Source organism: Morganella sp. BCCO 40_0007 (genome assembly GCF_032989665.1).
Lineage (GTDB): Bacteria > Pseudomonadota > Gammaproteobacteria > Enterobacterales > Enterobacteriaceae > Morganella > Morganella sibonii.
Window position 1 is genome coordinate 177,965 of record NZ_JAVBIN010000006.1, and the last position, 15,332, is coordinate 193,296.

Consider the following 15,332-nt stretch of genomic DNA (forward strand, 5'->3'; position numbering starts at 1 on the left):
ACCTCAATACAGACTCATACAGAATACCGCCGGGCGCAGAGACGGGGAGTCGCTGCGCCCGGCGGTGACGGGAAATCAGGCTTCTTCAGTAAAGGAGTACGGCAGCGGGAAGAGATTCAGGCGGCTTTCTTCATCTTCACGGATACGGAAGACAGCCTCTTCCTCCGTATCATTATTCATCACAATCTGCACCAGAACACGTTCATCATTCAGGCGGACAGCAGCCAGGATAGTCCCGGTACGGCGCCAGTTTTCACCTAACTGACGCTCGGCATCATCACCGGCGACCGGCACATGGCGGCTGTGGCCGATAAGTGTGAACATGGCGCGTTTGTTGGCACCGCGGAATTTGGCACGGGCCACCATTTCCTGCCCGGTATAACAGCCTTTCTTAAAGCAGATACCCCGCGGCAGGGATTGCAGGTTTGTCGCCTGCGGCAGAAATTCATTCACTGTCGCCGTATCAATAACGGCGTAACCGGCTTCGATATCCAGTGCGGTCCACTGAGTATCAGCACCGGACGGTAGGGACAGGGCGTCAGCTAAGGCATTTGCCTGTTCTGCGGAGTGGATCAGAATAAAACGCCCCTGCGGCAGCGGCAGATACAGCAGTGTGGTGTCATTGCTGCTGACAACCTGACAGTCAGCATCCGGTATAGCGCTGAAGTGCGGCTGTAAGGCGTCTGCTGCGCCGTGTCCTGCGATTCCGGTCAGTACAGCGGTATCATCAGCGGCAATCGTAATTTTGGAGAAAACGGCATATTTTTTCAGTTCCGCAAGCTGGGTATCCAGCGCACTGCGGCGGATAAGGTAGGCGTAGCCGTCCTTATAATGAAACAGACGCAGGTCACTCCACATTTTCCCTTTGGCATCACAATGTGCACACAGCACATGCTGATCATCAGCCAGGGCGTCGATATCGGCGGTAACCTGACCCTGAAGGTATTTCTGACTGTCCGGCCCTGTGATAGTAACCAGTGCCAGATCACTGAGGGAAACGCATGTTAAAGGCAGAGAATCACTCAGTTGCGGGAGTAATGCGGTTGTTTCTGTGTTCATGATGTTTTACCTGTCCGGAGAGCTGTGCAATGTATGGTAAAAGAGATAACAGACATTGCAAGAGAATATTATTGACCCTTTGTGTGATGCGTTGCATGCGGAGTGATAATGAAATCCGCTGTTGCGGATAACCGGAATTTTTCCGCCTGTGCCGCATTTTTCTCCGGCATGTGCGGCAGACGATTTTCTTTATTGTCAGGGCTTGGTAGGCTACGCTGATATCATCAGTGATGTTTACCGGTCTGATAAACCACTTCTCAATAAAAAGGATATACCGGTGTTAGATATTGAAAATAAAGCCCGCATCCACTGGGCCTGCCGTCGCGGCATGCGGGAACTGGATATTGCGATTATGCCGTTTTTTCAGCATGAATATGACACGCTGACCGATGGCCAGAAACAGGATTTTATTCAGCTGCTGACCTGCCCGGACCCGGATCTGTTTAACTGGCTGATGAACAAAGGCCGTCCGGATGATGAGGCGCTGTATCAGATTATCCGGCTGATTCAGGAACGTAATCAGGCACGGATGGCGGCACAGAATTCGGCGTATTATCCGGACTGACCGCCGGGGAACGTAATAACCGGTCACAGTTATTCCATAGGAAACCGGGGCGGAATACCGTATATTTTCCGGCTGACGGGCCCAGGAAAACCGGGCTTTCAGCCGGACAGCGGATGCTGTCATTGTGTCAGGATACAGGGGGCAGGCCGTGGTTTTGTGGAAATCAGTATTACGTGTCTCATTTAAGACTCAGGTCTTTTCAACGCTGATTTACGGTGTGCTGGCACTGAGCGTATTATTTGCGCCCTGGCCCGGCAAAACGTCATTTATCTGGCTGCCGCTGACACTGCTGCTGATAGCGGGCTGGGGACGGACACAGTATAAAATCAGCAAACGCGCCGGTCCTGCCAGTCTGCAAAACCATAACCGGATTTTGTGGCGCAAAAGTGAATGGGAGATCACCAAACCGCCGTATATCACACGGCTTGGTATCCGTCTGCATCTGCGCTCACTGACATCCGGGCGGCAGAAATACCTGTGGATAGCCTCTGACAGTGTCCCAACCGAGGCATGGAGCAGCCTTAATCAGCTGCTTTTGCAGTACCCGGATATCTGACCTGTTTACAACAGCTCCTGTACTTCCTCAAGCACCTGCATGCACCATGTGGCGATGCGCTCTTCGCTCTCGTCATACTGATTGACATCATCAAGTGCCAGGCCGACGAACTGCTTACCGTCCGGTGTCAGGGCTTTCGGGCTGGTGAAGGTATAACCGTCCGCCGGCCAGTAACCGGCAAATTTCACCCCGGATGATTGCAGCTGCTGATGCAGATAACCCAAAGCGTCCAGGAACCAGTCACTGTAATCCACCTGGTCACCCATGCCGTACATGGCGACAATTTTTCCCGATAAATTCAGCTGCGGCAACTGCTCCCACACCGCCAGCCAGTCTTCCTGGATTTCACCGAAATCCCAGGTCGGAATACCGAGGATCAGCACCGGGTAGCTTTCCATCAGTTGCAGATCTGTCTCTTTCACATCATGGAGTTCAACGAGATCATCACCTAAAATATCACGGATTTTTTCAGCTGCCATTTCGGTATAGCAGGTGCTGGAACCATAAAAAAGACCAATTTTCATCTGTTTATTCTGCTGTGTATCAGGTAAAAAATGAAAGCACGCTGCGTCTGTCCGCTGCTTTCATCACAGGATTACGGTATTGTAACAGAAGATAAGTTAATTCTGACACGGGAATTCAAACGGGAGGTCAGCGGTGAAGGACGCCGTACAACACAGCGAAAGTGATGCACTGACAGAGCAGTTTCTTGATACTATCTGGCTGGAACAGAATTTATCGGAAAACACCCTGGCATCCTACCGCCTGGATTTACAGGCACTGGCGGACTGGCTGGCACCGCAGGATTTGGACTGGTTATCACTGACCACCCTTGATTTGCAGGCTTTTCTGGCAGACAGACTGGATCGCGGTTACAAAGCGACCAGCTCGGCCCGGATGCTCAGTTCGCTGCGCCGGTTTTTCCAGTATTGCTACCGCGAAAAGCTGCGGACGGATGACCCGACTATTCAGCTGTCGGCACCCAAACTGCCTGCCCGGCTGCCGAAAGATTTAAGCGAAAGCCAGGTGGATGACCTGCTGGCGGCACCGGATGTTACCGACGCTCTCGAACTGCGCGATAAAGCCATGCTGGAGGTACTCTACGCCTGTGGTCTGCGCGTGACGGAACTGGTATCACTGTCTCTGCCGGATGTCAGTCTGCGTCAGGGGGTGATCCGTGTGATCGGTAAAGGCAATAAAGAGCGCCTGGTGCCGATGGGGGAAGAAGCTGTCTACTGGCTGGAAGTCTATCTGGCACAGGCCAGACCGGCACTGCTGAACGGACAGGCCGCAGATGTGCTGTTTCCGAGTAAACTCGGGCGGCAGATGACACGGCAGACATTCTGGCACCGTATCAAACACTATGCGGTGGTGGCAGGGATTGCGACAGAAAAACTTTCACCGCACGTGCTGCGCCATGCCTTTGCCACCCATCTGCTCAATCACGGGGCGGATCTGCGGGTGGTGCAGATGCTGCTGGGGCACAGTGATTTATCCACCACACAAATTTATACCCATGTCGCGACGGAGCGGTTACGCTCGCTGCATCAGCAGCACCATCCGCGCGGCTGATAAGGAAAGAGTATGCTGAAAATTGTATCATCCGCACTGGCAGCTCTGCTGGTGTTCTGTCACGGCGCGGTTGCCGGGGAAAGTGAAATCAAAGCAGCGCTGGGCAAAATGGACATGACCGCCACCATGATCCGTCCGTCACCGGTACCCGGTGTCTCATCGGTTGCCACCGCACAGGGTGTTTTTTATATCAGTGATGACGGCCGTTATCTGCTGCAGGGGCCGATGTTTGATATGAGCGGTAAAACCCCGAAAAATATCACCAATAATGTGCTGCTGGAGGAACTGAACAGTCTTGAAAATGAGATGATCATTTATAAATCTCAGCGCGAAAATCATGTTATTACGGTCTTTACGGATATCACCTGTCCGTACTGCCTCAAACTGCATAATGAAAATAAAGCCTTAAACGATAAGGGCATTACCGTCCGTTATCTGGCGTTTCCGCGTAAAGGGCCGGAATCTGCGGTCGGGCGGGAGATGCAGTCTGTCTGGTGTAACGGGTTTAAAACCAAAGCGCTGGACGGTGCGTTCCGTAATGAGCCGATCCCGCAGATAGACAGCTGTAATATTGATATCAGTAAACACTATAATCTCGGCCTGAAATTCGGCATCACCGGCACCCCGGCGATAGTCCTGGAAGACGGAACACTGATTGCCGGTTACTTATCTGCGGATAAAATTGCTGAATTAGTAAATAAATAATTAATAGTATAATCAGGTTGTTATGATAAAAACAGAACTCCGCCGCCGCGAAGCAGCGGATTATACCGCACTGCTTGCCCCTGATCGCTCTGAGCTGTTATGCCGTCTGTATGCCGCCAGGGGGATCACCTCCGCAGAGCAACTGGAACGCGGTGCCCGCGGGTTGCTTAATTACGGTCAGCTCAGTGGTATCGATCAGGCCGTCGCATTACTGAAAGAGGCACTGCATCAGAATCAGCGGATTGTGATTGTCGGCGATTTTGATGCTGACGGTGCGACCAGTACCGCACTGTCTGTCCGCGCACTGCACCGGATGGGCTTCCGGCAGGTGAATTTTCTCGTCCCCAACCGTTTTGAGGACGGCTACGGGCTCAGCGCTCAGGTGACAGAGCAGGCCCGCCGCAAAGGGGCGGAGCTGATTATGACAGTGGATAACGGCATCTCCTCTCATGACGGTGTCGCCGCTGCTCATGCCGCCGGAATCCGCGTGATTGTGACCGACCACCACCTTCCGGGGGAAATCCTCCCGCCGGCGGAAGCAATTATTAACCCGAATCTGGCGGATTGTGGTTTTCTCTCCAAATCCCTGGCGGGGGTCGGTGTGACCTTTTACCTGATGTCTGCGCTGCGGGCATCGTTGCGGGCGGACGGCTGGTTTGCACAGCAGAATATTACCGAGCCGAATCTGGCGGAACTGCTGGATCTGGTGGCGCTGGGCACGGTGGCGGACGTGGTACCTCTCGATCAGAATAACCGGATTCTGGTGCATCAGGGGCTGAACCGCATCCGTGCGGGGCGCTGCTGTGCCGGGATCACCGCACTGCTGGAAATCTCCAAACGGCAGGCGTCCGCACTGGTCGCGAGTGATTTGGGTTTTGCCCTCGGGCCGCGCCTTAATGCGGCGGGCAGGCTGGATGATATGTCAGTCGGCGTCGAACTGCTGCTGACCGATGATATGGCAAAAGCGCGTATGCTGGCGCATGAACTGGACGGCCTGAATCAGACCCGGCGTGAAATCGAGCAGGGGATGCAGCAGGAAGCGCTGACGCTGTTCAGTAAAATTGAGCACAGCACTACAGAAATGCCGTCGGGCATTGCACTGTATCATCCGGAATGGCATCAGGGCGTGGTCGGTATTCTCGCTTCGCGAATCAAAGAGCGCTATCACCGCCCGGTAATTGCGTTTGCTCCCTGTGGTGACGGCCTGCTGAAAGGCTCCGGACGCTCAGTGAGCGGTCTGCATCTGCGGGACGTGCTCGAACGGCTTGATACTCTCAACCCGGGAATGATGGCCGCATTCGGCGGTCATGCGATGGCCGCTGGGCTTTCTCTGCCGGAATCCTGTTTTCCTGATTTTCAGCATAAATTTGCCGCGCTGGTGGATGATATGATCGACCCCGGCCTGCTGCACGGGGTCATCTGGAGCGACGGGGTGCTGCCGCCGCAGGATATGACTCTGGAAACCGCCGGTCTTCTGCGTGAAGGCGGACCGTGGGGACAGGGTTTCCCGGAGCCGTTGTTTGACGGTACATTCCGTCTGCTGCAACAGCGCATCGTCGGTGAAAAACACCTGAAAGTGATGATCGAACCGGAAGGCGGCGGTCCGCTGCTCGATGGTATCGCCTTTAACGTGGATGTAAATTACTGGCCGGACAACAGTGTGCAGCGGGTTCGTCTCGCCTACAAACTGGATGTGAATGAGTTCCGCGGGCAGCGCAGTGTGCAGTTACTGATAGAACATATCTGGCCGGATTAATTTTAGTCCGAAAGGGGGTTGCAGTGCTGTCATGATGAGCGGATTTTCGTTACAATGTACAGTTCTCACATTATTACCTGACAATCAACAAAAAGATAAAAGACATGTTTGAAATTAACCCGGTAAAAAATCAGATCCAGGATTTGACTGAGCGTACTTCGGTGCTTCGGGGGTATCTTTGACTACGATGCCAAGAAAGAGCGCTTAGAAGAAGTTAACGCCGAGCTGGAACAGCCTGACGTCTGGAATGAACCTGAACGTGCCCAGGCACTCGGTAAGGAACGCGCCTCTCTGGAAGCCATCGTGGAAACCATTGATGACCTTGACCAGGGGCTTGAGGATGTCAGTGGTCTTCTGGAACTCGCTGTCGAAGCGGATGACGAAGAAACCTTTAATGAAGCTGTTGAAGAGCTGAAAGGGCTGGAGGATAAACTCGGCCAGCTGGAATTCCGCCGGATGTTCTCCGGTGAATATGACAGCGCTGACTGCTACCTCGACCTCCAGGCCGGTTCCGGCGGTACAGAAGCTCAGGACTGGGCAAGCATGCTGCTGCGTATGTATCTACGCTGGGCAGAAAGCCGCGGCTTTAAAACCGAAATTATTGAAGAATCCGACGGTGATGTGGCCGGTCTGAAATCGGCAACGGTTAAGATCATGGGTGAATACGCTTACGGCTGGCTGCGCACAGAAACCGGTGTTCACCGTCTGGTGCGCAAGAGCCCGTTTGACTCAGGCGGCCGCCGCCATACCTCGTTCAGTTCCGCGTTTATTTATCCGGAAGTGGATGATGATATTGATATCGAAATCAATCCGGCGGATATCCGTATTGACGTTTACCGCGCCTCCGGTGCCGGTGGTCAGCACGTCAACAAAACGGAATCTGCGGTGCGTCTTACCCATATTCCGACCGGGATCGTCACTCAGTGTCAGAATGACCGCTCGCAGCATAAGAATAAAGACCAGGCTTTCCGTCAGATGAAAGCAAAACTTTATGAATATGAAATGCAGAAGAAAAACGCCGATAAACAAGAAATGGAAGATAACAAATCCGACATCGGCTGGGGCAGTCAGATCCGTTCTTATGTACTTGATGATTCCCGGATTAAAGATCTCCGTACCGGTGTGGAAACCCGTAATACTCAGGCAGTATTAGACGGTGATCTGGATAAATTTATTGAGGCCAGCTTAAAAGCGGGTTTATAAGGATTAAAAATGTCACAAGATCAACACAGTGCTGAACAGGCACCTGATTTAAATAACGAATTAAAAACGCGCCGTGAAAAACTGGCACAACTGCGTGAGAAAGAAGCCGTTGCATTCCCGAATGATTTCCGCCGTGATGCGGTATCCGGTGAGCTGCATGAAAAGTATGGCGAAAAAAGCGCGGAAGAGCTGGAAGCCCTGAATATTGAAGTGGCGATTGCCGGCCGTATGATGACCCGCCGTATCATGGGTAAAGCCTCTTTCGCCACCTTACAGGACACTGCGGGCCGTATTCAGATCTACGTTTCCCGTGATGATCTGGCGGAAGGCGTGTACAACGAATCCTTTAAAAAATGGGATCTGGGCGATATCCTCGCGGCACGCGGTAAATTATTTAAAACCAAAACCGGTGAGCTGACTGTTCACTGTACTGAAGTCCGTCTGCTGACCAAAGCACTGCGTCCGTTACCGGATAAATTCCACGGTCTGAATGACCAGGAAACCCGCTACCGCCAGCGTTATCTGGATCTTATCGCCAACGATGAATCCCGTAACACCTTCGCGATGCGTTCACGTATCCTGGCTGAAATCCGCAAGTTCATGGTGAACAAAGGATTTATGGAAGTGGAAACCCCGATGATGCAGGTGATCCCGGGCGGGGCAAGTGCGCGTCCGTTTGTCACTCATCACAATGCGCTGGATATCGATATGTATCTGCGTATTGCGCCGGAACTGTATCTGAAGCGTCTGGTGGTCGGTGGTTTTGAGCGTGTGTTTGAAATTAACCGTAACTTCCGTAACGAAGGGGTTTCTCCGCGTCACAACCCGGAATTCACCATGATGGAACTTTATATGGCGTATGCCGATTATAAAGACCTGATTGTGCTGACCGAAGAGCTGTTCCGCACCATCGCGCAGGATGTGCTGGGTAACCCGGTCGTGAAATACGGTGACCAGGAGTTCGATTTCGGTAAACCGTTTGCCAAACTCACCATGAAAGAAGCAATCTGCAAATATCGTCCGGAAACCAATATGGCGGATCTGGACGATATGGATAAAGCGGTTGCTATCGCAAAATCCCTGAATATCAAAATTGAAAAATCATGGGGTCTGGGCCGCGTACAGTGTGAAATCTTCGAGGAAGTGGCAGAAAGCCACCTGATCCAGCCGACATTCATCATTGAATATCCGGCAGAAGTTTCTCCGCTGGCACGCCGTAATGACGACAATCCGTTTATCACTGACCGCTTTGAGTTCTTTATCGGCGGCCGTGAAATCGGTAACGGTTTCTCTGAGCTGAACGATGCGGAAGATCAGGCAGAACGTTTTGCCGAGCAGGTTCGTCAGAAAGATGCCGGTGATGATGAAGCCATGTTCTATGACGAAGACTATGTTGTCGCACTGGAGCACGGTCTGCCGCCGACAGCGGGTCTGGGTATCGGGATCGACCGTATGGTTATGCTGTTTACTGACAGCCACACTATCCGTGACGTTATCCTGTTCCCAGCGATGCGCCCGGGCAAATAATCATTGCAGTAAATGAATACGGAGCCTCACAAGATTGTGGGGCTTTTTTTTCACTATCCTCTTGATATACAAGCTGACCGGCGTATAATCTCACACATCCCGATGCGGGCGTAGTTCAATGGCAGAACGAGAGCTTCCCAAGCTCTATACGAGGGTTCGATTCCCTTCGCCCGCTCCATTCAAGTCCTTCTGAATACCTTCTTACATTTTCAACTCCCTGTAAAAACCAGACCTTACAGCCCGGACTCAGTATTCTGAGATCTGCCGGAATCGATACATCTTTGTGTATAGTAATGCGTATAGAATGAAATTTGATGATTTTCGGATATCCCGGAGCGCAATGATTTCTGTTTTCCGGCAGGTTGCAACCGTGCAGTACCGGTCATGTATGTTTTATATGACAAAAAAACAGACCCGTTCAGCACGATGGTGATCTTGAATAAGTCATTTATTGATAACATTAACGGATTGAAAACATGAAGAAAATAATAGGGTTATGCATGTTAATTCCGGTTTTTGGTATGGCTGAGGAGACGTCTGACGTTGTTTACACCCCCTCAGAGCTGCTGGATATGACCGTTACCAATAAAATCCCGGATAGCGAAATACCCGTTTTGGATAAATCTGATAGCTCTGAAATGTTATTTAATGAATGTAAATCAATAGCGAAGACTGTAATCTCCAATTTCAGTAATGCTTACCCAACAGTGATTGATGTTGATAGCGGCACACATTTTAAAGTAAGAATCGGATCAATCAATGAGGTGTTTACCCTGGAGTGTGTTAATGATGAGAAACGGATTTACAGGGCTAAATACAAATCCGGAAGTAATTAGTTTTTATGTGGAATAGTTGATTGTTGGCAGAGTAATAAGAATGATGATTTATGTACATCGCAGGAAGCCCGTGAGGGCAGTCTGAACAGCGGTAAATACAGATGCTTAATCTTAGCAAAATCCCGGCATGAGTGGTTTACGGAACATTATATTTATGCTCATATCAGAGGGTATGCAGTCAGAATAAAATAGATGGACAGGCAGAATATGAAAATTTTCACATGGTTATTTCTTTTTTTTATTGCGGCTGAATCTTTCGCTGCTGTTGATTATGACGCTATGTTAGAGGAAATCAGGAGTAAGCCTGAATACATCCTGTTGCTCCCCGACGCTCAAAAAGGAGACCCGGTTGCTCAAAAAAAGATCGGAGATATATATATTGAAGGTGATGGCGTTTTTGCGTTCCCGGCTCAGGCACTTTACTGGTATGAAAAAGCCGGAATGCAGGGGAATTTAACTGCTCAGATACAGGCCGGTGACTTCTATTATTCAGGAACAGGTGTTCATAAAAATTATTTTCTTGCAAAAAAATGGTACGAAAAAGCCGCTAATCAGGGAAATGTAAGAGCACAAATAAGCCTTGGAAATTTATATTCCACAGGTGGTTCTTTTTTTCCGAAAAATAAACTAAAAGCGAAAAAATGGTATAGCAAGGCTTGTGAGTCAGGGTCTTTTGCCGGTTGTAATTTAAAGAAATCAATTCAGGATAAATGAATGTCGTGTTCTGTGTTTGCGGAGTCTGATGTACTGTGCCGCTGCTGCCTCAGTCAGTGATGTAGCCGTCACAGAACACAGCAGGGCGTATTCTGAAATCGCCGGATTCTGTAATTTAATTCAACTTCCCGGCAATATCCTTGTGCCGCACTTTACCGGCTTTCGTCTGATCGCCAGTCTCATTAATCCGTTCAGCAGTGACACGCCCGTTATCCGCGCTCTCAGGCAACACCTGATTCACCACAGCGACGATTGCCGGTTTAATGAATAATTATTCAAAAATAATACCTTATTAATTTTACGAGTTTCCCGGTCATAAAATAGTATTTTTTATAATTTACTGTTTTTGCATCTTAATTTAAATTTAAACTATTGATGCTATTTGATTAAATATATATATCGTGACTGTATTTTATTGTCTTATAAATAATGAATATAGACCGGCTCACTATATTTTCAGCAGGTTGGTTATTATCTCTAATATAGACGTAGTAACTATATTAAATATGTATTTATTTTTTAATTTACGTCAATAATATATACAACACGACATTAACAAAATGTATTCTTGTACCAGTTAATATTGGCTAAATCTATTTTTAGGATTGTTATTTTGATGTATATCACGGTATGGTATTTATACTTGGTTATATTGATAATTGTTCGTCAGATAGTCTTAATTTTAAACAGGTGCAAAAATGGAAAACAATAACCGATTTTGGCCGCATATAAGACGCGTCACACACCTTATGATGTTCTCACATCGTTCGTGTTTTGATTTTAATCGTTTTAATGCGCAAAGGTAGTTCCTCTACTGACATCCATGACGTTGTCTGCATATTGCCATCGTATGGATCGTCGACCTCTTTCTCATTATATCCCGCATTTATTTGTGGATATACTGAATTCTGATTGATAATTCATACTCTGGTTTTCATGCATATCAATGTGCAGGTAAACAGCTTTCATCATTTCCGGTTATGGCAAAAAAGCCCTTGCTGAGATAGTGAAAGCCGTCAGCCCTGTACATTGTTTTGACATACGTAATGGCATAAAGAGAAATGTGACTTTTTAACTCAATAGTATATTGAGGGAACAAACTCGCATTTATGAAAATAAATAACTGAAATATTTTTTCTGAATATTTCAGCGGGAAATTTTTGCCAAAAATAAAAGGTATGAAAATGAAAAGTTATAAAATAGCTGTCAGCTATGATATGTCTGACTATATTTCAACACACCGGGAATGTGTGGATATCCTGAATACAGATTTTACTGATGTTGCTGTAATCGTTATTTCACTTGATGATATCCGCGACGGAAAGCTGGATTTTATTGAGCAGCACAGTTTTGAACAGCCGGTTTTCGCTGTAATCAGTGATCACGAAGTCATTCCGGCAGATATCATTACACGGTTAACCGGTGTGATTGATTTAAATAAAAAGAACGGTGAGTTATACAGTAAGCAACTGGAAACAGCGGCGCTGAAATATGAAGAAAGTCTGTTACCGCCATTTTTCGGCAGTCTGAAAAAATATGTTGAGCAGGGCAATTCAGCGTTTGATTGTCCCGGACATCAGGGCGGGGAGTTTTTCCGCCGTCACCCGCTCGGCAACCAGTTTGCTGAATATTTCGGTGAGAATTTATTCCGTTCTGATTTATGTAATGCGGATGTCTCCATGGGGGATCTGCTGATTCATGAAGGGGCTCCGTGCGCGGCACAGCAGCATGCGGCGAAAGTCTTTAATGCGGATAAAACCTATTTCGTCCTTAATGGTACGTCTTCTTCAAATAAAGTGGTGCTGAATGCCTTACTGGCGCCGGGTGACCTGGTATTATTCGATCGTAACAACCACAAATCAAACCACCACGGCGCATTAATACAGGCAGGGGCAACACCGGTTTATCTGGAAGCGGCGCGCAACCCGTTCGGATTTATCGGCGGGATTGATGCCCACTGTTTTGAGGAAGATTATCTTCGCGGCTTAATTAAAGAAGTCGCACCTGAACGAACCGGTGAAAAACGTCCGTTCCGCCTGGCCGTTATTCAGCTGGGTACATATGACGGAACAATTTATAACGCACGTCAGGTTGTCGATAAAATCGGTCATTTATGTGACTACATTTTATTTGATTCCGCCTGGGTTGGTTATGAGCAGTTTATTCCGATGATGAAAGATTGTTCTCCGCTTTTGCTGGAGCTGAATGAAAATGATCCCGGAATTCTGGTCACACAATCAGTCCATAAACAACAGGCCGGTTTCTCTCAGACATCTCAGATCCATAAAAAAGACAGCCATATTAAAGGCCAGAGCCGTTATGTGAATCATAAGCGTCTGAACAACGCCTTTATGATGCATGCTTCCACCAGCCCGTTCTATCCGCTGTTTGCCGCTCTGGATGTGAACGCCAAAATGCATGAAGGGAAATCCGGTACGCGCTTATGGATGGACTGCGTGAAAACCGGGATTGAAACCCGTAAGCTACTGCTGAAATCCTGTCAGCATATCCGCCCGTTCATTCCGGAAACTATCGATGGCCGTTCATGGGGCGATTTTGATACTGATGTGATTGCCGATGATCTCCGGTTCTTCAATTTTGTGCCGGGTGAGCGCTGGCATGCCTTTGAAGGATATGAAGAAAATCAGTATTTTGTTGATCCGTGCAAATTACTGCTGACAACGCCGGGTATTGATGCCAAAACCGGTAATTATGAAGCGTTCGGTGTGCCGGCAACGATTCTGGCTAACTATCTGCGCGAAAATAATATCATTCCTGAAAAATGCGATCTTAACTCCATTCTGTTCCTGCTGACGCCTGCCGAGAGCATGGCAAAAATGCAGCATCTGGTGGCTCAGATTGCCCGTTTTGAGCAATTACTGGAGCAGGATGCGCCGCTGAAAGAGGTGCTGCCGTCTGTATATCATGCACATGAAGCCCGTTATCAGGGGTATACCATCCGTCAGTTATGTCAGGAAATGCATGATATGTATGTGAAGTTTAATGTGAAACAACTCCAGAAAGAGATGTTCCGCAAATCACACTTCCCGCAGGTCAGCATGTTGCCGCAGGCAGCAAATATTGCGTTTGTGCGCGGTAATGCGGAACTGGTTGCAGTGGATCAGATTGAAGGCCGTATTGCGGCTGAAGGTGCTCTGCCTTATCCGCCGGGGGTTCTGTGTGTGGTTCCGGGGGAAATCTGGGGCGGCTCCGTGCAGCAATACTTCCTGGCGCTCGAGGAGGGGATTAACCTCTTCCCGGGATTCTCACCGGAATTACAGGGTGTGTATATCCGCTGTGACGAAGATGGCCGTCAGCGGGCATACGGCTATGTAATTAAACACTGAGTTCGTTAATTCGTGCATGACGGAGCGCGGATGAGCGTGCTCCGTCAGCCGGGGAGAAATATGATGAGTGCTTCAAAAAATAAAATGAGCGTATTACAGCTCACTATATTAACTGCTGTGAATATGATGGGGTCCGGCATCATTATGCTGCCGACAAAACTGGCGGAAGTGGGGACAATTTCTATTCTGTCCTGGGTTGTGACCGCCGTCGGCTCTATGGCGCTGGCTTATGCATTTGCCAAGTGCGGCATGTACAGCCGCCGCAGCGGAGGGATGGGAGGTTACGCGGAATACGCATTCGGTAAATCCGGTAACTTTATGGCGAATTATACCTATGGTGTTTCTCTGCTGATTGCAAACGTTGCGATCGCGATTTCAGCCGTCGGTTATGGTGCTGAACTGATGGATGCGGCGATGACGCCGCTGGGTATCTGTATTGCCACAATTGTTGTGTTGTGGATTTGTACGGTGGCAAACTTCGGCGGTGCACGGATCACGGGGCGGATCAGCAGTGTGACTGTCTGGGGGGTAATTATTCCGGTTGTTGGTATTTCTGTTATCGGCTGGTGGTGGTTCAGTCCTGAACTGTATGTTAATTCCTGGAACCCGCATAATTTTCCGCTTTTTGAGGCGGTCGGTTCTTCTATCGCGATGACATTATGGGCATTTTTAGGAATGGAGTCAGCATGTGCTAATAGTGAGGCGGTTGATAATCCTGAGAAAAATGTGCCGATTGCGGTATTGGGCGGCACATTAGGCGCAGCGGTTATCTATATCGTATCAACAAACGTTATCGCCGGTATTGTACCGAATATGGATCTGGCAAACTCGACTGCGCCGTTTGGCCTGGCATTCTCACAAATGTTTACGCCGGGTGTGGGTAAGGTTGTTATGGCGCTGATGATTATGTCCTGCTGCGGTTCATTATTAGGCTGGCAGTTCACCATTGCGCAGGTATTTAAATCATCATCTGATTCCGGTTATTTCCCGAAAATCTTTTCCGCCGTTACCAAAGCAGATGCCCCGGTAAAAGGTATGCTGGTTATTGTTATTATTCAGTCTGCACTGTCGCTGATGACCATCAGCCCGTCACTGAATAAACAGTTCAATGTGCTGGTTAACCTGGCCGTTGTTACCAATATTATCCCTTATATCCTTTCCATGGCTGCCATGATTATTCTGCAGAAGGTCGCCAATGTGGATCCTAAGAAAGCACGGACAGGCAATGTGATTGCATTTATCGGTGCTGTTTATAGTTTCTATGCGCTGTATTCATCCGGTGAAGATGCTGTGATGTGGGGGGCGCTTGCCACCTTCCTCGGCTGGACACTGTATGGTTTTGTTTCCCCGCGGTTTGAAATGAAACAAAACCAGGACGTAATGATGAAATAACGAACACTCTCCGGTGGGTTCCTCCCGTGCAGTTACGGCGGGAGGATTTTTTCCTGCAGCGAAACAACCGGAATGTATACGGACAGCAATCTGTCTATTC

At 48.9% G+C, this 15,332-nt stretch carries 14 protein-coding genes and 1 tRNA gene; 13 read left to right on the plus strand and 2 right to left on the minus strand.

Annotation, left to right across the window (positions count from 1 at the left end):
• Positions 1-75: 75 nt before the first annotated feature.
• Positions 76-1,059, minus strand: a complete 984-nt coding sequence (gene ygfZ, locus R5268_RS09055; protein WP_317419231.1) for a tRNA-modifying protein YgfZ — start codon at positions 1,057-1,059, stop codon at positions 76-78.
• Between the two features lie 277 nt (positions 1,060-1,336).
• On the opposite strand from ygfZ, the gene sdhE reads away from it, so the two are divergent.
• A complete protein-coding gene (sdhE, locus tag R5268_RS09060) occupies positions 1,337-1,624 on the plus strand; it encodes an FAD assembly factor SdhE (protein ID WP_072056892.1) in 288 nt (95 codons plus the stop codon).
• Positions 1,625-1,772: 148 nt separating this feature from the next.
• On the plus strand, positions 1,773-2,180 hold the full coding sequence (locus tag R5268_RS09065) for a protein YgfX (RefSeq protein ID WP_182105149.1): 408 nt from the start codon (positions 1,773-1,775) through the stop codon (positions 2,178-2,180).
• A 5-nt stretch (positions 2,181-2,185) separates the two neighbouring features.
• Here R5268_RS09065 and fldB read toward each other — a convergent pair whose 3' ends face one another.
• Complete coding sequence (gene fldB, locus R5268_RS09070; protein ID WP_182105148.1) at positions 2,186-2,704, minus strand: flavodoxin FldB; 519 nt, start codon at positions 2,702-2,704, stop codon at positions 2,186-2,188.
• Positions 2,705-2,837: 133 nt separating this feature from the next.
• On the opposite strand from fldB, the gene xerD reads away from it, so the two are divergent.
• The 11 genes from xerD (at position 2,838) to potE (ending at position 15,232) form a co-directional block, all read left to right on the plus strand.
• Positions 2,838-3,752, plus strand: coding sequence for a site-specific tyrosine recombinase XerD (gene xerD / locus R5268_RS09075; RefSeq protein ID WP_046894461.1), 915 nt, complete (start codon positions 2,838-2,840; stop codon positions 3,750-3,752).
• Positions 3,753-3,764: 12 nt separating this feature from the next.
• The gene (gene dsbC, locus R5268_RS09080) at positions 3,765-4,457 is read left to right on the plus strand and encodes a bifunctional protein-disulfide isomerase/oxidoreductase DsbC (protein ID WP_107678964.1); all 693 of its coding nucleotides are present in this window, start codon (positions 3,765-3,767) and stop codon (positions 4,455-4,457) included.
• A 22-nt stretch (positions 4,458-4,479) separates the two neighbouring features.
• Positions 4,480-6,213, plus strand: coding sequence for a single-stranded-DNA-specific exonuclease RecJ (recJ, locus tag R5268_RS09085; RefSeq protein ID WP_317419232.1), 1,734 nt, complete (start codon positions 4,480-4,482; stop codon positions 6,211-6,213).
• A 104-nt stretch (positions 6,214-6,317) separates the two neighbouring features.
• A protein-coding gene (gene prfB, locus R5268_RS09090) for a peptide chain release factor 2 (RefSeq protein WP_096862115.1) occupies positions 6,318-7,416 on the plus strand; the annotation gives its coding sequence in 2 pieces (ribosomal slippage) (positions 6,318-6,392 and positions 6,394-7,416; 1,098 coding nt in all).
• 9 nt (positions 7,417-7,425) lie between these two features.
• Positions 7,426-8,943 carry a lysine--tRNA ligase gene (gene lysS / locus R5268_RS09095; protein WP_107678962.1) on the plus strand — a complete coding sequence of 506 codons (1,518 nt, stop codon included), beginning with the start codon at positions 7,426-7,428 and terminating at the stop codon, positions 8,941-8,943.
• A 104-nt stretch (positions 8,944-9,047) separates the two neighbouring features.
• Positions 9,048-9,121 (plus strand) — tRNA-Gly (locus R5268_RS09100).
• A gap of 298 nt (positions 9,122-9,419) precedes the next feature.
• On the plus strand, positions 9,420-9,779 hold the full coding sequence (locus R5268_RS09105; protein ID WP_218454418.1) for a hypothetical protein: 360 nt from the start codon (positions 9,420-9,422) through the stop codon (positions 9,777-9,779).
• A gap of 207 nt (positions 9,780-9,986) precedes the next feature.
• Positions 9,987-10,493, plus strand: a complete 507-nt coding sequence (locus R5268_RS09110; protein WP_317419233.1) for a tetratricopeptide repeat protein — start codon at positions 9,987-9,989, stop codon at positions 10,491-10,493.
• Between the two features lie 698 nt (positions 10,494-11,191).
• Positions 11,192-11,299 (plus strand): leader peptide SpeFL, encoded by a 108-nt coding sequence (gene speFL, locus R5268_RS09115; RefSeq protein ID WP_107678959.1) that lies wholly within the window; start codon positions 11,192-11,194, stop codon positions 11,297-11,299.
• Positions 11,300-11,677: 378 nt separating this feature from the next.
• Positions 11,678-13,840 carry an ornithine decarboxylase SpeF gene (gene speF / locus R5268_RS09120; RefSeq protein WP_317419234.1) on the plus strand — a complete coding sequence of 721 codons (2,163 nt, stop codon included), beginning with the start codon at positions 11,678-11,680 and terminating at the stop codon, positions 13,838-13,840.
• Between the two features lie 63 nt (positions 13,841-13,903).
• Positions 13,904-15,232 carry a putrescine-ornithine antiporter gene (potE, locus tag R5268_RS09125; RefSeq protein WP_107680042.1) on the plus strand — a complete coding sequence of 443 codons (1,329 nt, stop codon included), beginning with the start codon at positions 13,904-13,906 and terminating at the stop codon, positions 15,230-15,232.
• Positions 15,233-15,332 lie beyond the last annotated feature (100 nt).